The sequence below is a fragment of the Evansella clarkii genome (assembly GCF_002019695.1).
Lineage (GTDB): Bacteria > Bacillota > Bacilli > Bacillales > Salisediminibacteriaceae > Evansella > Evansella clarkii.
In genome coordinates this window covers 4,534,201-4,554,905 of sequence record NZ_KV917376.1, presented here as the reverse complement: position 1 = coordinate 4,554,905, position 20,705 = coordinate 4,534,201, and the positions used below count along the sequence as shown (strand labels likewise).

Below are 20,705 nucleotides of genomic sequence, written 5' to 3'. Positions count from 1 at the left end.
GTCAAAATAAAAGGGGGAATTTCCATGTTTGATCCAATTGAAGAAGCGATATACGAGCTGATGCAGGGGAAGGTAGTTATAGTTTGTGATGATGAAGACCGGGAAAATGAGGGGGATTTTGTGGCGCTGGCAGACAAAACCACCCCTGAAGTTATTAACTTTATGATTACCCACGGAAGAGGTTTAGTCTGTACCCCAATCACTCAGGAACGTGCTGAACAGCTCGATCTTTTTCCGATGGTTGATCATAATACTGATCCTCATGGTACAGCGTTTACAGTTAGTATTGACCATAAATTCACGACTACAGGGATTTCTGCTCACGAAAGGTCACTTACTGTTAAAAGCCTTATAGACAGTAACACTAAAGCTACGGATTTTAAAAAGCCCGGTCATATTTTTCCGCTTGTGGCCAAGGATGGCGGAGTACTCCGCAGGGCGGGGCATACAGAGGCTGCAGTAGATCTTGCAAGGATGTGCGGGTCGGAACCTGCCGGAGTTATCTGTGAAATAATTAAAGAAGACGGATCAATGGCAAGAGTGCCTGACCTGAGAAAAATCGCAGATGAGCATGATCTTAAAATGATTACAATAAAAGACCTTATCCAGTACCGTAACAGGAAAGATAAACTTGTTCAGCGGGAAGTGGAAATTGATCTCCCTACAGATTTTGGAGACTTTAAAGCAATCGGCTACAGCAACATAGTGGACAAAAAAGAACATATTGCCATCGTCAAAGGTGATATAAACAGTGAGAAACCAACACTTGTCAGAGTGCATTCCGAGTGCCTCACTGGAGATGTTCTCGGTTCCCACCGCTGCGACTGCGGCCCGCAGCTGCACGCAGCGCTCAGTCAGATTGAGGCCGCTGGCTCAGGTGTTGTCCTGTATATGAGGCAGGAGGGCCGTGGCATAGGGTTGTTAAATAAGATGAAAGCCTATAAACTACAGGAGGAAGGTTACGACACTGTGGAGGCGAATGAAAAACTCGGTTTTGCTCCTGACCTGAGGGATTACGGTATTGGCGCACAAATACTGAGAGACCTGGGGATTAAGAAAATGAAGCTGTTAACTAACAATCCCCGCAAAATAACAGGATTAAAAGGGTATGATCTTGAAGTTGTGGAACGTGTCCCTCTTCAGTTTCCCTCTTCAAAAGATAATGATAAATATTTAAGAACGAAGAAAGACAAGCTGGGACATATACTGCACTTTTAATTATTCTTAGGAGGAAATGATTATGGGAAAAGTTTTTGAAGGAAATCTGGTAGCATCAGGGCTGAAATTTGGTATCGTTACAGGAAGGTTTAATGATTTTATTACAAGCAAGCTTCTTGAAGGAGCTCAGGATGCTCTCAGACGCCATGGGGCGGATGAAGAGAACGTAGATATTGCATGGGTGCCGGGAGCTTTTGAAATTCCATTAATAGCAAAAAAGATGGCTGAGTCCGGGGAATACGATGCAGTTATAACACTTGGAACTGTTATCCGTGGTTCAACTCCACATTTCGATTATGTATGCAGTGAAGTAGCCAAAGGAGTTGGATCAATCACACTATCCAGCGGCATACCTGTCATCTTCGGTGTACTTACAACCGATTCGATTGAACAGGCTGTTGAACGTGCAGGAACGAAAGCTGGAAACAAAGGCTATGAAGCAGGGGTTTCAGCGATTGAAATGGCTAATTTAACTAAAAGCTTTTCATAGTGAGGGATGTTTATGCTTGTTCCCTATAAAAAGGAACATGAGAAAATAGCAATGGGCTTACTGTCTTTTATGCCTGGCGAGAAAAAAATAAAAAAGCTTCAGCAGACGGTGGATCATTATGAGACAGATCCTGACTGCCAGCTCTTTCTCTGGAAGCAGGAAGCGTTTGTCGGAGTTATAGGAGTGGAAAAATCCCAGGACAGTTATGTTCTGAAGGACCTCAGTGTGAATCCTTCCTACCGTAACGAAGGTGTCGCTACTAAGATGATACAGGCAGCAGAGACGGCCCTTGGGGCAGAGCTTCTTGGAACCAGGCACACAAAAGATTTTCTGGAACATTGCAAAGAGAAATAACTAACATACGGATCTGGATTCTATAGAATAAACAAGAGCTGTAAAAGAAAAGAGAAAGGCAGGGTTAACTACCCTTCCTTTCTCTTTGTTTATTAGTTAATGAAGCCAGGCGTTCTTCAATAACCTCGCTCCTGTCCCTTAATTTGTGTCTGAAAATCAGTTCATTATCATCAAGGTTTTCTGAAGTACACCAGTCTAGTTCTGCCCGGGCGCAAATATCCTTACAGTTCTTTATAAGTTCAGGGTCACTAATAGGGAGATTCAGGGGTTCGTACACACCTTCCTCAATGATATTCTTAATCCTCAATCTGACGATGGAAGTAAGTTCATCAGTATTAATGCCAAGCCCTGCAAAAATCTCAGGATCTTTTCTTATATGGCATAATACTTTTCGATACAGACGGAGGCTCCCTGGCATGTTGCCGGCTCGTTCATGGTAAACTGCGACAGCTATCTGAATTAAAGCAAGCCAGCGAATGTTTTTATTGGCTTTCCAGTACTCTTCCATCACTTCATGGCATTCAAAAAAATCTCTGGTGGCATGGAAATGAAATAAATATTCAAGATAAGCCTCTGGATAATTCCTGTTCATAATTTCCTCCATCTATAAATATTTGCTCGTAAACAGGCAGCTCCGGGGATACAGAGGAGCGGGCAGCCTGTACAGGTTAATGTATAGATTACCATAGTTTTATGGCACTGTTAAAGCCCGGTGACTTTAGGGGCGGACAAATGCATTAAGTATTATATATTCTGACCGGATTTTATGGCGCCGGACCTGCCGGGATTTATCCCGATGTAATCGCCTGTTAAAACATCCGGCTTAAAATATGTGGGTGAAGTAAAGATGTACAGGCGGAAGGTAAAGGACGCTAACATCCCGATTGGTTCAGCTGACAATCAGTGGGGGGAACAAAACCCCACTGATGGAAGTTTCACTTTATGCTATAATACAACTAAGAGCGAAAGAATGGTGAGATAATGCAATACAGTGTGAAATTACATAGTTTTGAAGGCCCTCTTGATTTATTATTACATTTAATTCAAAAGAATGACCTTGATTTATATGATATTCCTGTTAAAGAAATCACTGAACAGTACATGGTGTACATACATACGATGAAAGTACTTCAGCTTGACATTGCGAGCGAGTATCTCGTTATGGCTGCCACATTACTGCATATGAAAAGCCTTTTGCTTCTTCCGGTACAGGAAGAAGAAATGATGGAACAGGAATATGATTATGAAGCAGTGGAGGACCCGCGGGATGAGCTGATGAACCGTCTTATTGAATATAAGAAATATAAAGAAGCAGCGGGAGAACTCAAAGAAAGAGAACGGGCAAGAAGCGATTTGTTCTCAAAGCCAATGACAGACCTGACACCTTTGCTGAAGGAAACAGACAACGAGGAAGACCAGAGTCAGATAAATGTATCAATATATGATATGCTTACTGCCTTCCAAAAAATCAGCAAAAGAAAAAAAGACAGAAAAAAGGCCGTATCAAAAATTCAGAGAGATGAAATTCCTATTGATAATAAAATGGAAGAAATTATGGAAAATCTCCGTTCTCACAGAGGGACACGAAGATTTTCCGAACTCTTTGAGGAAAAAGAAAGATACCAGATGGTAATATCATTCCTGGCCCTCCTGGAACTTATGAAAGCAGACCGCATAATATGCAGCCAGGACGTTAATTTCGACGACATAATCATCCATGAAAAGGAGGCACTGGAGGTTGAACAGCCATCAAATTAAAGCAGTGATAGAAGGACTTTTATTTGTAGCAGGAGAAGAAGGACTTGATGAGAAGCAGATGATGGAAGTACTTCAGATTGACAGAAAAACTCTTAAATTCTATATATCAGAAATGAAAGAACTTTATTCTTCTGAATCAAGAGGAATTCAGATAACAGAAATAGCAGGCGCTTATCAGTTAACTACAAAACCGGAACATGCCCCTTATTTTAAACGTCTTGTACAGGCACCTTCCTCGACAACACTATCACAGGCTGCGCTGGAAACTCTGGCTATCATAGCTTATAAACAGCCTGTATCCCGTGTTGATATTGAAGATATAAGAGGTGTGAAGTCGGAACGGCCGATCAGAACACTGACTGCTAAATCTTTAATTAAGGAAGTAGGACGGGCAGAAGGTACAGGGAGAGCCATTCTGTATGGTACTACGAAGGAATTTCTTGAACAGTTCGGCCTCCGGTCCACAGAAGAACTCCCGCCGCTGCCGGTTCCTGATTCGGAAGAGGATTCAGAAGAAGAGGTGGATTTGTTCCTGTCAAAATTCCAGGAGCAGATGGAAGATCATGAAAACGATGATCATCAGCAAGGCTGACTCTGTTCAGAGTACTAGTCCGGCCAGTATTAACATTCGTGTCCAAAAGAAGGACATTATATGTACTGTATGGAATAATATATAATATGGCAATTATGAAAGGAAGGAATTAAATCATGGGGAATGATTTAGTACGTCAACAGCTTTCACTTACCGTGGATAAATTAAATTCTTCGGCCGATAAACTCCGGGAATATCTTAACAGTACTACACTTGAAGAACTGATGGAAGAAGGAGCGGACCATTCAAAAGGGGACTATACAGACATTCTTGACCAGTTCAGAAGAATTCTCGTGTTCTTTGATGAAGGACAGGAATCCGGGAATTTAATATTAAGAAGTGAAACCTTTCGAAAAGGTGCTGCTGAAAAAACTTTATACTGGATTTTTCATCAATGTATTGAAGAGTTTTTCCAGCCGAAACTGGATGTGTGGTATGAGGACAGCCGGGCTGCTTATACAGGGAAAAATGCGATACAATTCCGCTCACCCGTCCCTGACCAGCTGAAAACCCTGATGGGAGAACTGGAAGGACCGATCCAGGAAGTAAGAGAAGAACTGGAATACTATGAAACAGATTATCGTACTAAAATACAGCAGCGGGACGCTTATTAAATAGATAATAGATATTTCAAAACAGAGCATGGGAAAATCCATGTTCTTTTGTTTTGCATTTGGCAGGCAAAGCCGGACAGTAATACGGCATGCTTTCTTCCGGAGTTTCATAGGATAGGATGTGAATGATAATCTGGGAGGGATATTATGGATTTACAAAGAGACTATGCCAGAGATTTAGCAGTCTGGCTGGAGAACTTTACTGAAGAGTTAAAGGAGGACAGTGCAAACATACACAAAGATGTGGCAGAGAAAGCTGAAAATCTCCTTTATATGCTCAGTCAGCGAAAAATACTGGATCCATCTTTTCTCAGGCAGCTGGAAAAAGAGGCTGAGCATTTATACAGCCATTACCTTCACGGTAGAAGAGTAGCAGGAACAGAGACGGAACGTAAAAATGCTTACCCCGAAGTTGCCAGAGTTCCAGTGGGAGGGCATAAGCTCCCAGAACTGCCATATTCCTATGATGCTCTTGAACCGTATATAGACAGGCGAATTATGGAACTTCACCATAGCAAGCATCATCAATCTTATGTTGAAGGGCTTAATAAAGCGGAAAAGGAACTTCAGCAGCAAAGAAACCAACGGAAGTTTGAGCTTATTAAGCACTGGAAAAGGGAACTCGCTTTCAATGGTGCAGGACATTATTTACACTCTTTGTTCTGGAATGCCATGTCGCCGAAAGGAGGCGGAGAACCTGAAGGAGCCATAGCAAGGCAGATAAATAAAGACTTTAATAATTTCAGTACATTTAAACTTCAGTTCTCGGAGGCGGCAAAAAATGTAGAGGGTGGAGGCTGGGCTATTCTTGTGTGGCAATCACAGGCAGGAAGACTGGAGATCCTTACAGCTGAAAAACACCAGAACCTGAGCCAGTGGGATGTAATACCCGTTCTCCCTCTCGATGTCTGGGAGCATGCATATTATCTTCAGTATGAGAACGACCGGGGGAGTTACGTGACTAATTGGTGGAATGTTGTTAACTGGTCATGGGCCGGGGCGAGGTTCAGTATAGTCAAAGACATTTAATCGATTTATTACAGCAGAATTGAAGAGAGTCAAATTATTAATTGACCCCTCTGCTAAGAAGCTTTTTATATATCTATATATTTTATATACGGGGAATGGGCTGTCTGAATATAAAGCTGGTTTTCGTAAGACCATTCTCCGTATAAAACATGTTCTGCCCTCAGGCCTTTCAGCAGCAGAGCCTCTTCTAATTGTTTCTTAGTGAATGGTGTTTCGGAAATATTATCCTCCACCCATTCCCCGTCCAGAATTACAGAGACCGGAAGTACAGCAGGAGAGAAGGTAGTTGTGAAATCTCTTTTTTCAACAGTCTGAAAAGGTGACCTTTTTAATACATTGACGGTTCCGTTTGCTTCCAGGATGGCGTATTCAACTTCGTTAATGGAAAATACATTTTTATTTCGAAGCAGGTTTTGCAGTTGATTAAGATCAAGCTTGTTTTTCTTCAGCTGTTCCCTGTCGACAATTCCTCTTTTTATAACAATTGAAGGTTTTCCCTCAAGTATACCTCTCGATTTTTTCCATTTTTGTGTGATTGCTTCCACTACAGCTATTAAAGTCCCCCAGAAAAAGACTGCATATAAAACATAGTTCAGTCCGATATTCTTATCATAAATAGCGTTTCCTACAAGCTCTCCAAGGACAAGGGCAGAAATAAAGTCAAAAGGAGTAAGCTGGGATATTTGTGTTTTCCCCAGTATTTTTGTTAAAACGAGCAGTGCTATAAATCCAAAAAACAACTCAGTTGTTAAATAAGTGAAGTTTGTATCCAAAACCTATCCCTCCATCCGTACATATTACTTTGTCCGGTTATTTTCTGCGATTTTCCATAAAATATTTAAAGGCAGAGTAATATTCGCCACCGTACATATTTCTCTTCTGTTTCAAAATAATAAAACCTACGAGAAAGGAGAGACAGAAATGAGATCAGCCAGAACGGCAATTATATTTTTCATGGCGGTAATTTCATTAATTGGAGGCTGTCAGACAAATGATGCAAACCAGGGGGCCTTTGGCAGCACTCAGGAACCAGTTTATGCTGAAGTACCGCAGCAGGACGCAAAGAGGATGAAGGAAGAACTGGAACGTATGAAGGAAGTTGATGCTGTAACAGCGGTGCAAATTGATAATGAAGTATATATAACACTTACCGTAACGGGGTTTGACCGTCTCTTCTTAAAGAAGATTAGAAAAGGGGCACACGAACGGGCTAAGAAGTTAAATCAAGATGCGGTTGTGCACGTTTCAACAGACAAAAAAATCAACAGGGATTTATCCCGTCTTGAAAGTTCAGTAAATGACAGGACGATTACAAAGGAAGAATTAAAAAAGAAACTCGATAAGGCAGACAAGGACATGAAAGGCTGAAAGTAAAGGAGCGGAGCAAATGGATCAAAACCAGCAAAATAAAGAGCAGCAAAAAAGAGAGTATCAGCAGATTGCCGCAAAGCATGAGGAAAAAAGGCCTATAGGGATAAATTGCTTAAAAGCATTTATTATCGGGGGGCTTGTTTGTACCTTCGGACAGGCTGTACAGAATTTTTATATGTATTTCTTTGATTTTACTGAAAAAACTGCAGGAGACCCAACGGTGGCCACTCTTATTTTTATAGCTATTTTACTGACAGGGTTTGGGGTGTACCGTCGTTTTGGCCAGTTTGCAGGGGCTGGGAGCGCTGTACCAGTTACTGGTTTTGCTAATTCGATGGCTTCTGCAGCGATTGAATTCCGCACAGAGGGACTTGTTTTAGGCACAGGTTCCAACATGTTTAAGCTGGCAGGATCAGTCATAGTTTTTGGCACAGTTGCCGCATTCGTCATCGCTCTTGTAAGAACATTACTCGGAATGTAGGAGGAACCAGGATGCTTACAGGTAAGAGAACGTGGTTGTTTGAAACAAAGCCGGTGATTATTTCAACCGGTGTGATAGGCGGCCCCTTTGAACAAAAGGGAGCCATTCCCGAAGATTTTGATGCTTTTTACGAAGATCAGTGGTTTGGTGAAGACAGTTACGAAAAAGCACAGAAAGTGCTTTTTGAGAATGCCTGTGAAACTTCTATGCAAAAAGCAGGCATGACGAAAGATGATATCCAGTTCGTTTTTGCAGGTGATCTCTTAAACCAGATTACCTCCACAAGTTTTGCATGCAGAAAAATTAATATTCCTTTTTTCGGGCTCTTTAGTGCGTGTGCAACATCTATGGAAGGACTTGCTCTGGCCGCCTTCATCCTGAACAGCAATGGTGCAGATAAGGTTATGACAGGATCTGCAAGCCACTATGGAGCCGTTGAGAAAACCTTCCGTTATCCTAATGATTACGGTGCACAGAAACCTCCAACATCACAACGGACAGCGACAGCTGCGGGGGCAGCTATCTTAAGTAAAACAGGAGCAGGTCCGGCAATCACTTCAGCTACTATAGGTAAAGTCGTGGATGAAGGGCTTAAAGATCCGTTTAATATGGGAGGGGCTATGGCACCAGCAGCGGTTGACACCATTGAAGCACATCTGCAGGATCGAAACCTGCCTCCGGATTATTATGATTTAATTGTAACCGGGGATCTGGCGAGGATCGGGAGAAATATAGCTCTTGAACTTTTTGAAAAAAAAGGTCTGGAAGTCCAGGAAAATCAGTTTATGGACTGCGGTATTCTTCTGTACAAAAAGGATCAGCAAGTAATGGCAGGGGCAAGTGGTTCCGGTTGTTCCGCTGCTGTTACGTATGGCCATCTTCTCAATAGAATGAAACGGGGAGAATTAAACAGGATTCTGGTTGTAGCTACGGGAGCGCTTTTATCCCCGCTTACTTTTCAGCAGCAGGAATCCATTCCTTGTATTGCGCATGCTGTGTCTATTGAGATGCAAGGAGGTATTTCATCGTGACTTTTCTGTGGGCATTCATCGTTGGAGGTACGATCTGCCTCATCGGACAGTTATTAATGGACGGTTTGAAAATTACACCAGCACATACAATGAGTACTCTTGTAGTTGCCGGTGCAGTGCTGGGGGGGCTTGAACTGTATGAGCCGCTGATCGACTTTGCAGGAGCTGGCGCGACTGTGCCAATTACAAGCTTTGGTAACGCACTTGTGAACGGGGCTATGGCAGAATCGGAAAGAAATGGGCTGGTTGGAATTATCACAGGTATTTTTGAAGTGACCAGTGCTGGTATTTCAGCTGCTATTATATTCAGTTTTCTTGCCGCTCTTGTATTCAAGCCGAAAGGTTAAGCGAAGTAAGAGGATGCCAAGTAAAAAAGGTTCTGATTATGAGAATTCCTATTCCATAATCAGAATCTTTTTTTTTGTACAGATAAGCCTCCTCTCTGGTCTTGTTGATTCAAGTGGACATAACTTAAGAGGCGCCGCATAGACTTGTACAAAAAGGTACCCTGGGGGATTCTGATGAGCAGACAAATAATTAAAGTGATTCTCATAATAACATTCATTGCTTCAGGCCTTCAGCTGCCGGCTTCAGCTGCTGTTTATCCTGGTAATGTCTCGGCAAAAGGAGCAATCCTTATGGAGCAGGAGAGCGGAAGGATACTTTACGAAAAGGAAGCGGACACACCTATGCGTATTGCCAGCATTACAAAGATTATGACAGCAATTATTGCTATTGAATCCGGCCAGATGGAAGAATGGGTAACTGTATCAGAAAACGCGCAGGGCACGGAAGGATCATCAATATATTTAGTTGCAGGAGAAAAAATTAAGCTGAAGGATCTTGTATACGGCCTTATGCTCCGTTCCGGTAATGATGCAGCCGTGGCAATTGCTGAACATGTTGGAGGCAGTCTTGAAGGGTTTGTTTACATGATGGAAGAAAAGCGCAGGGAACTGGGAATGAATAACACTGTTTTTGCCAACCCTCATGGTCTTGACGATCACGAAGAACATTACTCTACTGCCTACGACATGGCAGTCCTGACAAGGTATGCGATGAATGATCCCTTATACAGAGAAATCACCGGGGCCAAATCTTACCGTTCTGTAAGCAAAGATGAAAGCTACCGTGTTTTTAACAATAAGAACAGGCTGTTGACACAGCTTTATAAACATTCTACCGGAGGGAAAACCGGATATACGAAACGTGCGAGACGGACTCTTGTATCAACAGCGGAGAAAAGCGGCAACGAGCTTATTGCAGTCACGATAAACGCACCCAGTGACTGGAACGACCATATCAGTATGTTTGAATGGGGATTTAACAGTTTCGAAGTAAAGGACATCATTAAAAAAGGTGTTGTTAAAGATATAGAAGATGATTACTACCATAATAAAATCATAGCAGAATATACATTCAGCTATCCTGTTTCCGAAGAAGAGGAGAACAAAGTAAAACAAATAGTATCCTTATATCGGCCACCTGAAGACGGGCGATGGGAGGAAGAAGGCCATCCGTATCCGATTGGTACAGTCCAGGTTGAACTGGACAATGAAACGATAGGTATCATCCCTCTCAGGTATACCGAGGAAGCACCAAAGGAAAAGCCGTTCTGGAAAACCTGGTTCGAGCAGTTGTTTATGGCAGCGGGAGTGAAATCAGGTGGTTAATATTATCTGGGTTTCACTGTTTGTAATAGGGATTATTTTTGCAGGGATTAATGGGACAATGGATAAAGTCAACAGCGCGGTATTTGATGGCGCGAAGGAAGCGGTTGTTATCTGCATAGGGCTGATCAGTGTCCTGACGTTCTGGCTCGGTTTAATGAGAATCGCTGAAAAAGCAGGCCTTCTCCGCGCTCTGAGCTGGGTGCTCAGGCCAGTGGCAAAGAGGCTCTTCCCTGATATACCGAAGGACCACCCGGCAATGGGGTATATTTTATCAAATATGAGTGCAAATATGTTCGGCCTTGGCAATGCGGCGACTCCGATGGGAATAAAAGCAATGGAAGAGCTGAAAAAGCTGAATGGAGGAAGCAATGAAGCCAGTCGTTCAATGATAACTTTGCTGGCGATAAATACTGCAAGCATAACTCTGATTCCGACTACAGTTATTTCAATAAGAATGCAGTATGGTTCTGTATCTCCAACAGAAATAGTCGGGACAACCATACTGGCCACTGCTGTTTCAACGGCGGGAGCAATTCTAACAGACAGATATTTTCATTACCGGAGAACTAACCGAAGGATGTGAGCACTTTGGCATGGATCACTGCAATATCCGTCTGGCTGATTCCTTTAATTATAGCTATTGTGCTTGTAGCCGGCACACTTAAAAGAGTTCCAACATACGAGATATTTGTAGAAGGGGCGAAAGAGGGCGTTAAGATGTCGTTCTCTATTATTCCTTATCTTGTGGGAATGATGGTGGCCATTTCGGTATTCAGGGAATCAGGTGCCATGGAATTCTTCGTCTCTCTTTTCAGGCCAGCGCTGGAAATGGCCGGAGTTCCGGCAGAAATCGTTCCTCTCGCATTGATCAGGCCTTTATCAGGTACCGGGGCTCTCGGGATGACGAGTGACCTTATCGCAACCCATGGGCCGGATTCATTTATAGGCAGGCTGGCGTCTACAATGCAGGGCAGTACAGATACGACCTTTTATGTTCTTACGGTATATTTCGGGGCAGTCGGCATAAAAAAAATGGGAGACGCGCTTAAAGTAGGACTCATAGCTGATGTTATTGGAATAACAGCTGCTATTATTATTGTGTCACTTGTTTTTCTGTAAGTTTCTGAAAAAAAGGACCCTATCAAAACACGTTTCAGGTCTTCTCATGCTTTTAAAGCATGGAAGACTTTTTATTTGTTTCCTGCAGGAAAAAAAGATAAAATTAACGTTTGAACAAGCAGTGTTAGCCCAAAACTAATAAGAAGAGCGGAAGCGCCTTTTTTACGAGCGACACTCTTTACCTGCGACGAGCAAACGAAGTGGCGCAGGAGCAAATGCTGCCTGCGTTAGCTTCGAAGCGTAAATTTGGGCCGAGTAACCGCAGGCCCAAGCACTGCCTCTTCCTCTACAAGTATCGCTTCGGAGTTTGTCCGTCGAGGCAACTCGCAGTATTTCATGAAGTTATGCTCGTTGGACAGCTTATTCGAGGATGCTTTGAAGAAGCACGCTTTTCAGCTTCGATTGACGGACCGAAGTGACCTCGAGCGAGTAGGCGCTGGAGCTGGACAATTTTCATGGTGAATATTATACTTCCTTAATTTTAAAAATAAAATCTTTCCGGGGTGAAAATAGATGGAACGTTTACAGAAAGTGATTGCACAGGCAGGGGTTACATCCAGAAGAAAAGCAGAGCAGCTTATTATCGATGGTAAGGTATTCGTGAATGGAAAGAAGGTTACAGAACTGGGTACGAAAGTAGATACCCAAACAGATGAGGTTGTTGTGGATGGTGTTCCTCTTGATAAGGAGGAACCAGTTTATTTTTTACTATATAAACCAGCAGGGGTTATTTCGAGTGTTGCTGATGATAAGGGAAGAAAAGTGGTAACCGATTATATTTTTACCGATAAGCGGGTCTACCCGGTTGGAAGGCTTGATTCCGATACATCTGGGCTGCTTCTTCTCACAAATGACGGAGATTTTGCAAACACACTTATGCACCCTAAATATAAAATTTATAAAACGTATGTTGCCAAGGTGGAAGGTATGCCCCTCCGGGAGACAGTGAGAAAGCTGGAAAAAGGCATTGTACTGGAGGATGGCAAAACTGCTCCTGCAAAAGCGAAAGTAATTCGCACTGATAAACGAAAGAATACGGCAATAATTGAACTTTCAATCCGGGAAGGAAAAAACAGACAAGTGAGACGGATGCTTGAGTCAGTAGGCCATCCAGTTATTAAACTGAAACGTGAATCTTATGGGTTTCTTGATTTAAAAGGACTGAATGCGGGAGAGTACAGAGAGCTGAAACCTCATGAGGTGAAACAGTTAAGAGAAATGGCTGTCACATAATGTTCACAAATTGTCATTTTTAAATGTGTTAACACTTTTTATATGATGATAACATGAAATTATCCTTGAATAATTAAATGGGGGAGAAAGATGAAACAGAAAAGGCTTATTATCCGTTCTGTAATCTTGCTGATCATGATTGGCGCTGTAAGCTATACCTTTTACAGCCATTATGCTGAAGAGCGGGGCGTCGTAGATCAGGGAGATATTGCCCCGAACTTCAGGGTCCAGGATCCTGCCGGCAATATTCTTGAGCTTGAAGAACTTCGGGGAAATGGTGTTTATGTTAATTTCTGGGCAACATACTGTTCTTTCTGCAGAGATAAAATGAAATATATGAATGAACATTACAAAGAATATGAGAAACTTGGAGTAGAAGTTGTGAATGTGAATGTGGATGAGTCTACTTTAAGGGTCGAACGCCACCAGGAACGTCACCAGCTTGATTTTCCTTTGTATATCGACCGGGATATGCTCGTAAGCAATGCTTATGGTGTTGCCAGCCTGCCTACAACGTTTCTAATTGATGAAAATGGAAATGTAATCGAGAGGCAGATCGGTGCAAAAACAGAAGCACAGGTTATTGAATCTTTTGATAGGTTAATTCCTGGAGGTAACTAGTGGGGGATAAAAATGGAGAAAGTAAAATGTGAATGCGGTCACGTAAATCCTTACGGGACTTATCTTTGCGAGTCTTGCGGAAAGCCTCTGAAAGAGGAAGAGGGCAAGCTTGCAAATATGCGGTACGAAGGGGTCGCAAGAAGATCTCAGACATATAAAAAATCTTTTATCGATAAAATCTGGAACTTTTTTTCATCAGTAAAAGTTGGTATATGGATTATTGTTATCCTTTTGCTCGCTTCATCGCTGGGAACAATATATCCACAGGAAATGTATATTCCGGCTGGGGAAAACCCTACCACATATTATGAAGAAGAATACGGAACTACCGGGAAACTTTACTACCAGCTTGGTTTTCACAACCTGTACGGTTCATGGTGGTACATGCTTCTTATTGCTGCTCTAGGTATTTCCCTTGTTATCTGCAGCCTTGACCGTATAGTTCCGCTGCACAGAGCATTAAAAACACAGCGGGTTACAAGGCATACCGGTTTTCTGAAGAGACAGAGATTTTTCGCAAAGGCAGACACTGCTGAAAATCCTGAGGAAGAAATAGACAAGGCAGAACAAGTGTTATTAAAGAGAAGATATAAAGTTCGCAGAGAAGATGGAAATCTTCTCGCTGAAAAGGGCCGGTTCTCCAGATGGGGGCCTTATGTTAACCATATTGGCCTTATTATATTCCTGATCGGGGCAATGCTCCGTTTCTTCCCTGCTATGTATATTGATGAGCATATCTGGGTGAGGGAAGGAGAAGAAGTAGTTATTAAAGGTACAGATGGCGAATATTTTCTTCGGAATGACCAGTTTTTTGTAGAATATTACGATGAAGAAGATGAGCAGTTTCGGGAGGCGCTGGAAAGGGCAGGAGCTCCTGTGGTGGAGACTTTTCAGACTAACGCTACCTTACTAAGGCGCACTGATAACGGTGCTGTTGGAGTCGGTACAGAACTTGAAGAAGTTAAACAGCAGGAAATCCGTGTTAATGAGCCGCTCACTTTTGAAGGGTTCTCCCTGTACCAGGTAGATTATAAATTAAATGAGCTTGCTGAATTCACGTTTGCGATTGAAACGGAAGACGAAGAACTGAATGAAGAGATTGCCGACCTTCGATTTACAGTGGATTTATATGAACCGGATATGGTATATGAGTTTGATAATGGCTACAGAATTGAAATTATGGAATACTTCCCTAACTTCTATATTAATGACAATGGGACTCCTGACACAGTTAACCGGGTTCCTGACAATCCGAGGATTATCTTTGAGTTGTTCACACCGGATATGGATCCCGAAACAGACACAGGGGAAATTAGTTTAATAGGAATACAGATGAACGAAGAAATAAATGGAGAAAATGAGCATACAATCCGCATGGTTGATCTTGATATGCTTAATGTGACAGCCCTCACCGTCCGAAGAGACAGAACGATACCGATCTTAATCGTAGGAGGAGCTATCTTCATGATCGGGCTTGTTCAGGGGTCCTACTGGCACCACCGAAGAATCTGGCTGCAGAACCGCGATGGTGAAATATGGGCCGCAGGGCATGCCAATAAAAACTGGAATGCTCTGAAAAATGATTTTGAGGCGGTCTCAAAATCGGCGGCGATACCAGTTCCTGCAGATCAAGCAGATAATGAAGAAGCAGGGCCGGAGGAAACAGAAGGAGTGGAGAATAAAAATGGTCCAACTAAGCAGTAACTTTCTACTAATCGCATTTTTCCTGTACCTGGCATCAACAGTATTTTTCGCTGTATCAATAACGGGCAGGAAATTTAAAAATAAAGAAGGCCTCGAGAATAATAAAGCTGGTCTATTCGGTTATATTACAGCCATTCTGGCGTTTCTGGCTGCTATGACATATTTTGTTTTAAGATGGATAGCAGCCGGACATGCTCCGGTAAGTAATATGTTTGAATACACAGCATTCCTTGGCATTATGATGTCCTTTGGACTGATTATCATCTATCCGATATATAAAAATAACTATCTTGGCCTTTTCACGATGCCTATAGTAATGCTGATCATTGCCTACGCATCGATGTTCCCCCGGGAAGTGCAGCCGCTTATACCTGCTTTGCAGTCCTACTGGCTCACGATTCACGTTATTACTGTAGCTCTTGCCCAAGGAGTGCTGGCCATTGGATTCGTCGGCGGACTGTTATATCTCATAAGAGTGATTGACTTTACGAAAAAGTCAAAGAAAGTAAAATGGCTGGAGTTCATTATGTACTCCCTCGTTAGTGTTGTTGCTTATATCAGTTTGAATATTGGATTTAACGCTGCTGGATATGAAGCAACGTTTAATTATATCAATGAAAGAGACAATGAAAGTGTTGTTACTTATACTATGCCTGCGATCGTAGGTCCAAATCAGGGTGAACTGGTTACTGAAGACAGGATGGAGCCATTCTTCTCCACACCTGCGAATATTGTCAGCCAGGACCTTAACACGGTTATCTGGTCCCTGTTGGGAGGGCTTGTACTTTACCTTATTCTCCGTGCAATATTCCGTAAACCTGTTGGAGGAGCTATTCAGCCGCTTCTTAAAGGAGTAAATCCGAACACCGTTGATGAACTAAGCTATCGTTCCATCGCTATCGGATTCCCGCTGTTCGCACTTGGAGGTTTAATCTTTGCGATGATCTGGGCGCAGATTGCCTGGACAAGGTTCTGGGGCTGGGATCCTAAAGAAGTCTGGGCACTTATCACTTTCCTGTTCTACGCAGCTTATCTCCACCTTCGTCTATCCAGAGGCTGGCATGGAGAAAAAAGTGCGTGGATGTGTGTAATCGGCTTTGCCATTATTATGTTTAATTTAATCTTCGTTAACCTTGTAATTGCAGGCCTGCATTCCTATGCCTGATTTTCGGCAAGGCATTAAGCAGATTGGCTGCTTAAATGCCTGCTGAACCTTCATTACTGTGTAAAGTCGTCTCCTGTGAGGCGGCTTTATGTTTACACTTTCTTCATAATCACTGTACAATGATGAAAATTAACATGGTAAAATATAATTATTGTGTGGAAAATGCTGATAATTTAGAGATCGTTGATCTATTATAGTTTTTGAGGAGGAATATTAATGTCAGAAGAAGCCAAAATTCTTGTAGTAGATGATGAAGAACGTATTCGCCGGCTGTTGAAAATGTATCTTGAGCGGGAAGAATACGAAGTTGATGACGCAGAAAATGGAGAAAAGGCTTTAGAAATGGCGCTTGATACAGATTATGACCTCATTGTGCTTGATCTTATGATGCCTGGAATAGATGGGATAGAGGTTTGTGAGGAAATCAGGAAACATAAAGCGACACCAATTATCATGCTTACTGCAAAAGGAGAAGAAGCTAACAGAGTACAGGGCTTCGAAGCCGGGACGGATGACTATATTGTGAAACCTTTCAGTCCCCGGGAAGTCGTGCTCAGGGTCAAAGCTTTGCTTAGACGCGCTTCTTCAACCAAGTTTTTGCAGACAGAAACAACAACGAAAGATGTTCTCGTTTTCACTCATTTAACAATCGATAATGATGCACACCGGGTAACTGCCGATGGGAAACATATAAGTTTAACGCCGAAAGAATATGAACTGCTACATTACCTTGCTTTATCACCTGATAAAGTATTTGCAAGGGAACAACTGTTGAAAGATGTATGGAATTATGAATTTTTCGGTGACCTTCGTACAGTGGACACGCATATTAAACGTCTGAGGGAGAAGCTTAACAAAGTGTCTCCGGAAGCTGCCAATATGATTACAACCGTATGGGGAGTCGGTTATAAATTTGAGGCTGTGAAAGAGTAATGTTTCTCTGGAGAAGTGTGGTTGGTAAGTTATGGCTTACAATACTTTTATTAGTCTCGGTTGTATTGACTATCTTAACGATCCTTCTGCTTCAGTATTTCGAACATTTTCATAAAGAGCAGGCGGAAAATCAGCTGATGAACCACGCTGACTTGATTGCAACTCTTATTGAAGATGAAGGTACCAGTGATGCGGCGATCTCAATCAGCAGGGATATTTCTGAAACGTATTCCACAAAGGCTGTTCTCATCACAGAAGGAGAGGACAGGTGGTTTACACCCGACAGAATTGACCATAACCTTCCAGTCTCGGTTTTTATAGATGACCGGGACCTTTCTCATGTGCTGGATGACAGAGAATCGATAGTTACTGAAGGACAGTATTCTTTTCCTCTCAATGGAGAGGAAGTAACTGATGAAATGATGCTCGTAGGCATCCCTGTAGATGTAGCAAATGGTGAGGATGGAGCTTTGTTCCTTTACCAGTCGCTCGATATCGTGGATGCTGCTGCAAGCCAGACAAAGCACATTATCTTTTTGTCCGCTGGAATTGCAATTGTTCTTACAACTATTTTTGCTTTCTTCCTTACTACAAGAATTACTTCTCCCCTGAGAAGAATGCGAAAAGCTTCCCTGGAAGTTGCCAAAGGTAATTTCGATACGAAAGTCCCTATCCTGACAAATGATGAAATAGGCTTGCTTGCGATTGCATTTAACCGGATGGCGAGAGCCTTAAATACTAATTTAACTGCATTGAATCAGGAAAAGGAACAACTTTCAAGAATATTAAGCTCCATGGCTGATGGTGTCATTACCCTTGACCGGGACGGTTCAGTAATGGTTACTAACCCTCCTGCTAATGAATTTATCGGTGCGTGGCTGTATGAACAGGGGGAAGAGGTAGTTGAATCCGGGGAACTTCCTAAGGAACTTGCCCAGTTATTCGAACAGGTAGTAGAACAGGAAGAAGAACAAATGGGAGAAGTAGATGTCCAGGGCCGGAGCTGGGTTATTCTCATGACCCCTTTGTACGACCAGTCCCAGGTACGGGGCGCAGTAGCTGTGATGCGGGATATGACAGAGGAGCGGCAGCATGATAAATTGCGTAAGGACTTTATTGCTAATGTATCTCATGAACTTCGCACCCCGATCTCCATGCTGCAAGGATATAGTGAAGCAATTATTGACGGTATAGCAGATACGGAAGAAGAAAAAATTGAGATGGCCAGGATCATTTATGATGAATCCCTGAGAATGGGCCGTCTTGTAAATGAACTTCTGGACATTGCCAGGATGGAAGCTGGACATATAGAACTGAACCTGGAGGAAATGAACGTAACAGAGTTCTCCCAGCGAGTGCTCCGAAAATTCCAGGGGGTGGCAAAAGAACACGGGATAAAGGTATCCGGAGATATAAAAGAGATTGATAATCCTGTTCCTGCAGATCCTGACAGGATTGAGCAGGTGCTTACAAACTTGATAGACAATGCTATTCGCCATACATCTTCTGATGGAAAGGTAACCCTGAGAGTGGAGCCTGCAGATGATGGTGTGAGAATAGATGTTGAGGATACAGGTTCAGGAATACCTGAAGAAGATCTTCCTTTTGTATTTGAACGGTTTTATAAAGCGGATAAGGCCAGAACTCGTGGCAGAGCCGGAACTGGTCTTGGACTGGCAATCGTTAAAAACATTGTTGATGCTCATAAAGGTAAAATCTCAGCACACAGCAAAGTTGGAGAAGGGACGACATTTTCCGTGTTTTTACCTTATGGTCCGAAATAAATTTGAAGAAAAATCTTGTTCCATAAGAAACATAAATACAGGCTTGTGGTCTGAGTATTTCCGTCCGTAGTTAGTCAGGAATAACAGATAAAATAATCAATTAACAACGAAAAAAACAGTATAGCTAGCAAACAAAAACGCCTGGATTTTAGCATCCAGGCGTTTTTGTTGTTATTTTGTCTTCTTTCACTCACCTGAACTATCGGTTTAATGGTGAATGTGCTTTATTGCAGATCCTCGAGAACCACCTTTTTACTTTGTTTATTAGCGGAGGGAAGATCCGCTGCCCCAATTTTGCCGGTTCCTTCTTCCGTTATCCCGTTTTGTTAAAAAAACACGCTTCGCTATCCATCATTCATGAGGCCAGATAACGCTGACTTCACTTCCCCTGTAATTTTTATCATATTATTTCTTAAATTCATATTTATACTAAATATTTGGCCCAGTCCTTTTTACTGCTTATTTCTGATCTTTATATATTTCCCGCATTACGTGAGCCAGTTCAGGTACGATAAGCTCTTTCATAGCCAGTTTAACAGCACCTGAGGATCCAGGTGTGGAAAATACAGCTGTGCTGCCCCGGACGCCGGCAACAGCGCGGCTCAGGATAGCGGCGGAGCCTATATCTTTTTCATAGCTTAAATATCGAAATAGCTCTCCGAAACCTGGAAGTTCTTTGTCCAGCATAGGAAGGACCGCTTCATATGTAGTATCCCTGAAAGTTATTCCTGTACCGCCATTGATCAGCAGTGCTTCTGTTTCCTTATCTTCACTCGCTTCTCTTATCTTGTCCTGTATGTCTGTATAGCTGTCTTTTACGATTTCGTGCCCGGCTATTTTATGGCCTGCATTTTCCAGAAATTCCTTCATCAGTTTACCACTTTTGTCTGTTTCCATCGTCCTGGTGTCAGAAACAGTGAGAATTCTGCATGTCACAGAGTCAGGTGCCTGGCTTTTATGTTCTTCAACGCTCATTCTTTATCCCGCCTTTCTTATATTTCTATTTTATCGCCAAGGCCGTTTGAGGACAACCTGATTTATCCCGATGTAACCGTCCGTAAAACTCCAGCCTCAAAACAGGAGTGGAAGCGAAGCTGTTTAGGCGGGAGATAACGGACGCTAACATCCCGATTGGTTCAATTAACAATCAGTGGGGGATGAATAAAACCCCCACTGATTGAAGGTTCACTTTATATTTCTGTTCTTTTTTGTTGATTAGTGTATAATGAAGTTGTAAATCAAAATAGTAATCTGCAACGTAAGGTCACACCTCTGTGAGGTGTGTTAAAAGGGAAGCCGGTGTGATTCCGGCACGGTCCCGCCACTGTAATCGCTTCGTTTTTTTCAAATCCACTGTGACCAGGCGGTCATGGGAAGGGAGAGAAACGTAATGGCGTAAGTCAGGAGACCTGCCTTAACGTAAATATACCTTCGAGGAAAAGGTGGAGCAGTAACATTAATTTTTTATCTGGCTGCAGTTCAGTGGGAAATTATTCAATGTATGCTGATCGCTCTGCGTTCCCAAGGTTAAGGGG

Annotated in this window: 23 protein-coding genes and 1 riboswitch; of the genes, 20 read left to right on the top strand and 3 right to left on the bottom strand. The window is 42.5% G+C overall.

The window, feature by feature from the left end; genetic code table 11:
• Positions 1-24 precede the first annotated feature (24 nt).
• From BK582_RS21425 to BK582_RS21415, 3 genes are read left to right on the top strand one after another with little or no spacing between them, the layout of a single operon-like run.
• Entirely contained in the window at positions 25-1,218 is a 1,194-nt protein-coding gene (locus BK582_RS21425) for a bifunctional 3,4-dihydroxy-2-butanone-4-phosphate synthase/GTP cyclohydrolase II (protein WP_078596984.1), read from the top strand.
• A 22-nt stretch (positions 1,219-1,240) separates the two neighbouring features.
• On the top strand, positions 1,241-1,708 hold the full coding sequence (gene ribH / locus BK582_RS21420; protein ID WP_078596983.1) for a 6,7-dimethyl-8-ribityllumazine synthase: 468 nt from the start codon (positions 1,241-1,243) through the stop codon (positions 1,706-1,708).
• Between the two features lie 12 nt (positions 1,709-1,720).
• On the top strand, positions 1,721-2,062 hold the full coding sequence (locus BK582_RS21415) for a GNAT family N-acetyltransferase (RefSeq protein WP_078596982.1): 342 nt from the start codon (positions 1,721-1,723) through the stop codon (positions 2,060-2,062).
• A gap of 64 nt (positions 2,063-2,126) precedes the next feature.
• Here BK582_RS21415 and BK582_RS21410 read toward each other — a convergent pair whose 3' ends face one another.
• Entirely contained in the window at positions 2,127-2,654 is a 528-nt protein-coding gene (locus BK582_RS21410) for a DUF309 domain-containing protein (protein WP_169911191.1), read from the bottom strand.
• Between the two features lie 389 nt (positions 2,655-3,043).
• On the opposite strand from BK582_RS21410, the gene BK582_RS21405 reads away from it, so the two are divergent.
• From BK582_RS21405 to BK582_RS21390, 4 genes are all read left to right on the top strand, one after another.
• Positions 3,044-3,820 carry a segregation/condensation protein A gene (locus BK582_RS21405; RefSeq protein WP_078596980.1) on the top strand — a complete coding sequence of 259 codons (777 nt, stop codon included), beginning with the start codon at positions 3,044-3,046 and terminating at the stop codon, positions 3,818-3,820.
• Entirely contained in the window at positions 3,801-4,412 is a 612-nt protein-coding gene (scpB, locus tag BK582_RS21400) for an SMC-Scp complex subunit ScpB (RefSeq protein WP_139368279.1), read from the top strand. Before BK582_RS21405 ends, scpB begins: the two co-directional genes overlap by 20 nt.
• A gap of 116 nt (positions 4,413-4,528) precedes the next feature.
• Positions 4,529-5,026 carry a DUF3907 family protein gene (locus BK582_RS21395; RefSeq protein WP_078596978.1) on the top strand — a complete coding sequence of 166 codons (498 nt, stop codon included), beginning with the start codon at positions 4,529-4,531 and terminating at the stop codon, positions 5,024-5,026.
• Positions 5,027-5,173: 147 nt separating this feature from the next.
• Positions 5,174-6,055, top strand: coding sequence for a superoxide dismutase (locus BK582_RS21390; RefSeq protein ID WP_078596977.1), 882 nt, complete (start codon positions 5,174-5,176; stop codon positions 6,053-6,055).
• Positions 6,056-6,120: 65 nt separating this feature from the next.
• On the opposite strand, the gene BK582_RS21385 is transcribed toward BK582_RS21390, so the two are convergent.
• On the bottom strand, positions 6,121-6,828 hold the full coding sequence (locus BK582_RS21385; RefSeq protein WP_078596976.1) for a DUF421 domain-containing protein: 708 nt from the start codon (positions 6,826-6,828) through the stop codon (positions 6,121-6,123).
• 148 nt (positions 6,829-6,976) lie between these two features.
• Between BK582_RS21385 and BK582_RS21380 the strand changes: the two genes are divergently transcribed.
• The 13 genes from BK582_RS21380 (at position 6,977) to BK582_RS21320 (ending at position 19,170) form a co-directional block, all read left to right on the top strand.
• Positions 6,977-7,423, top strand: coding sequence for a YhcN/YlaJ family sporulation lipoprotein (locus BK582_RS21380; protein ID WP_078596975.1), 447 nt, complete (start codon positions 6,977-6,979; stop codon positions 7,421-7,423).
• Between the two features lie 19 nt (positions 7,424-7,442).
• Complete coding sequence (gene spoVAC, locus BK582_RS21375) at positions 7,443-7,907, top strand: stage V sporulation protein AC (protein ID WP_078596974.1); 465 nt, start codon at positions 7,443-7,445, stop codon at positions 7,905-7,907.
• An 11-nt stretch (positions 7,908-7,918) separates the two neighbouring features.
• Complete coding sequence (gene spoVAD, locus BK582_RS21370; protein ID WP_078596973.1) at positions 7,919-8,938, top strand: stage V sporulation protein AD; 1,020 nt, start codon at positions 7,919-7,921, stop codon at positions 8,936-8,938.
• A complete protein-coding gene (gene spoVAE, locus BK582_RS21365; protein WP_078596972.1) occupies positions 8,935-9,285 on the top strand; it encodes a stage V sporulation protein AE in 351 nt (116 codons plus the stop codon). Before spoVAD ends, spoVAE begins: the two co-directional genes overlap by 4 nt.
• Before the next feature lie 174 nt (positions 9,286-9,459).
• Positions 9,460-10,611 (top strand): D-alanyl-D-alanine carboxypeptidase family protein, encoded by a 1,152-nt coding sequence (locus BK582_RS21360; RefSeq protein WP_078596971.1) that lies wholly within the window; start codon positions 9,460-9,462, stop codon positions 10,609-10,611.
• Positions 10,604-11,194 carry a nucleoside recognition domain-containing protein gene (locus BK582_RS21355; RefSeq protein WP_078596970.1) on the top strand — a complete coding sequence of 197 codons (591 nt, stop codon included), beginning with the start codon at positions 10,604-10,606 and terminating at the stop codon, positions 11,192-11,194. Before BK582_RS21360 ends, BK582_RS21355 begins: the two co-directional genes overlap by 8 nt.
• A gap of 5 nt (positions 11,195-11,199) precedes the next feature.
• Positions 11,200-11,730 carry a spore maturation protein gene (locus tag BK582_RS21350; RefSeq protein ID WP_078596969.1) on the top strand — a complete coding sequence of 177 codons (531 nt, stop codon included), beginning with the start codon at positions 11,200-11,202 and terminating at the stop codon, positions 11,728-11,730.
• Between the two features lie 513 nt (positions 11,731-12,243).
• Positions 12,244-12,963: a pseudouridine synthase gene (locus BK582_RS21345; protein ID WP_078596968.1), complete on the top strand. Its 720-nt coding sequence runs from the start codon at positions 12,244-12,246 to the stop codon at positions 12,961-12,963.
• Positions 12,964-13,053: 90 nt separating this feature from the next.
• Positions 13,054-13,584, top strand: a complete 531-nt coding sequence (gene resA / locus BK582_RS21340) for a thiol-disulfide oxidoreductase ResA (RefSeq protein WP_078596967.1) — start codon at positions 13,054-13,056, stop codon at positions 13,582-13,584.
• A 12-nt stretch (positions 13,585-13,596) separates the two neighbouring features.
• The gene (gene resB / locus BK582_RS21335; protein WP_078596966.1) at positions 13,597-15,288 is read left to right on the top strand and encodes a cytochrome c biogenesis protein ResB; all 1,692 of its coding nucleotides are present in this window, start codon (positions 13,597-13,599) and stop codon (positions 15,286-15,288) included.
• Entirely contained in the window at positions 15,269-16,453 is a 1,185-nt protein-coding gene (gene ccsB, locus BK582_RS21330) for a c-type cytochrome biogenesis protein CcsB (protein WP_078596965.1), read from the top strand. The genes resB and ccsB overlap by 20 nt, the downstream gene beginning before the upstream one ends.
• 216 nt (positions 16,454-16,669) lie before the next feature.
• Positions 16,670-17,386, top strand: a complete 717-nt coding sequence (locus BK582_RS21325; RefSeq protein WP_078596964.1) for a response regulator transcription factor — start codon at positions 16,670-16,672, stop codon at positions 17,384-17,386.
• Positions 17,386-19,170 (top strand): ATP-binding protein, encoded by a 1,785-nt coding sequence (locus tag BK582_RS21320; RefSeq protein ID WP_078596963.1) that lies wholly within the window; start codon positions 17,386-17,388, stop codon positions 19,168-19,170. Before BK582_RS21325 ends, BK582_RS21320 begins: the two co-directional genes overlap by 1 nt.
• A 459-nt stretch (positions 19,171-19,629) precedes the next feature.
• On the opposite strand, the gene BK582_RS21315 is transcribed toward BK582_RS21320, so the two are convergent.
• On the bottom strand, positions 19,630-20,145 hold the full coding sequence (locus BK582_RS21315; protein WP_078596962.1) for a MogA/MoaB family molybdenum cofactor biosynthesis protein: 516 nt from the start codon (positions 20,143-20,145) through the stop codon (positions 19,630-19,632).
• A 269-nt stretch (positions 20,146-20,414) separates the two neighbouring features.
• Positions 20,415-20,601: riboswitch (cobalamin riboswitch) on the top strand.
• Positions 20,602-20,705 lie beyond the last annotated feature (104 nt).

Excerpts from the sequence above, each read along its gene's own strand:
- ribH (WP_078596983.1), top strand. The coding sequence starts at position 1,241 with ATGGGAAAAGTTTTTGAAGGAAATCTGGTAGCATCAGGGCTGAAATTT.
- ccsB (WP_078596965.1), top strand. The coding sequence starts at position 15,269 with ATGGTCCAACTAAGCAGTAACTTTCTACTAATCGCATTTTTCCTGTAC.
- BK582_RS21395 (WP_078596978.1), top strand. The coding sequence starts at position 4,529 with ATGGGGAATGATTTAGTACGTCAACAGCTTTCACTTACCGTGGATAAA.
- resA (WP_078596967.1), top strand. The coding sequence starts at position 13,054 with ATGAAACAGAAAAGGCTTATTATCCGTTCTGTAATCTTGCTGATCATG.
- resB (WP_078596966.1), top strand. The coding sequence starts at position 13,597 with ATGGAGAAAGTAAAATGTGAATGCGGTCACGTAAATCCTTACGGGACT.
- BK582_RS21405 (WP_078596980.1), top strand. The coding sequence starts at position 3,044 with ATGCAATACAGTGTGAAATTACATAGTTTTGAAGGCCCTCTTGATTTA.
- BK582_RS21345 (WP_078596968.1), top strand. The coding sequence starts at position 12,244 with ATGGAACGTTTACAGAAAGTGATTGCACAGGCAGGGGTTACATCCAGA.
- BK582_RS21360 (WP_078596971.1), top strand. The coding sequence starts at position 9,460 with ATGAGCAGACAAATAATTAAAGTGATTCTCATAATAACATTCATTGCT.
- BK582_RS21315 (WP_078596962.1), bottom strand. The coding sequence starts at position 20,145 with ATGAGCGTTGAAGAACATAAAAGCCAGGCACCTGACTCTGTGACATGC.
- spoVAC (WP_078596974.1), top strand. The coding sequence starts at position 7,443 with ATGGATCAAAACCAGCAAAATAAAGAGCAGCAAAAAAGAGAGTATCAG.
- BK582_RS21325 (WP_078596964.1), top strand. The coding sequence starts at position 16,670 with ATGTCAGAAGAAGCCAAAATTCTTGTAGTAGATGATGAAGAACGTATT.
- spoVAD (WP_078596973.1), top strand. The coding sequence starts at position 7,919 with ATGCTTACAGGTAAGAGAACGTGGTTGTTTGAAACAAAGCCGGTGATT.
- BK582_RS21415 (WP_078596982.1), top strand. The coding sequence starts at position 1,721 with ATGCTTGTTCCCTATAAAAAGGAACATGAGAAAATAGCAATGGGCTTA.
- BK582_RS21390 (WP_078596977.1), top strand. The coding sequence starts at position 5,174 with ATGGATTTACAAAGAGACTATGCCAGAGATTTAGCAGTCTGGCTGGAG.
- BK582_RS21320 (WP_078596963.1), top strand. The coding sequence starts at position 17,386 with ATGTTTCTCTGGAGAAGTGTGGTTGGTAAGTTATGGCTTACAATACTT.
- BK582_RS21380 (WP_078596975.1), top strand. The coding sequence starts at position 6,977 with ATGAGATCAGCCAGAACGGCAATTATATTTTTCATGGCGGTAATTTCA.
- BK582_RS21425 (WP_078596984.1), top strand. The coding sequence starts at position 25 with ATGTTTGATCCAATTGAAGAAGCGATATACGAGCTGATGCAGGGGAAG.
- BK582_RS21410 (WP_169911191.1), bottom strand. The coding sequence starts at position 2,654 with ATGAACAGGAATTATCCAGAGGCTTATCTTGAATATTTATTTCATTTC.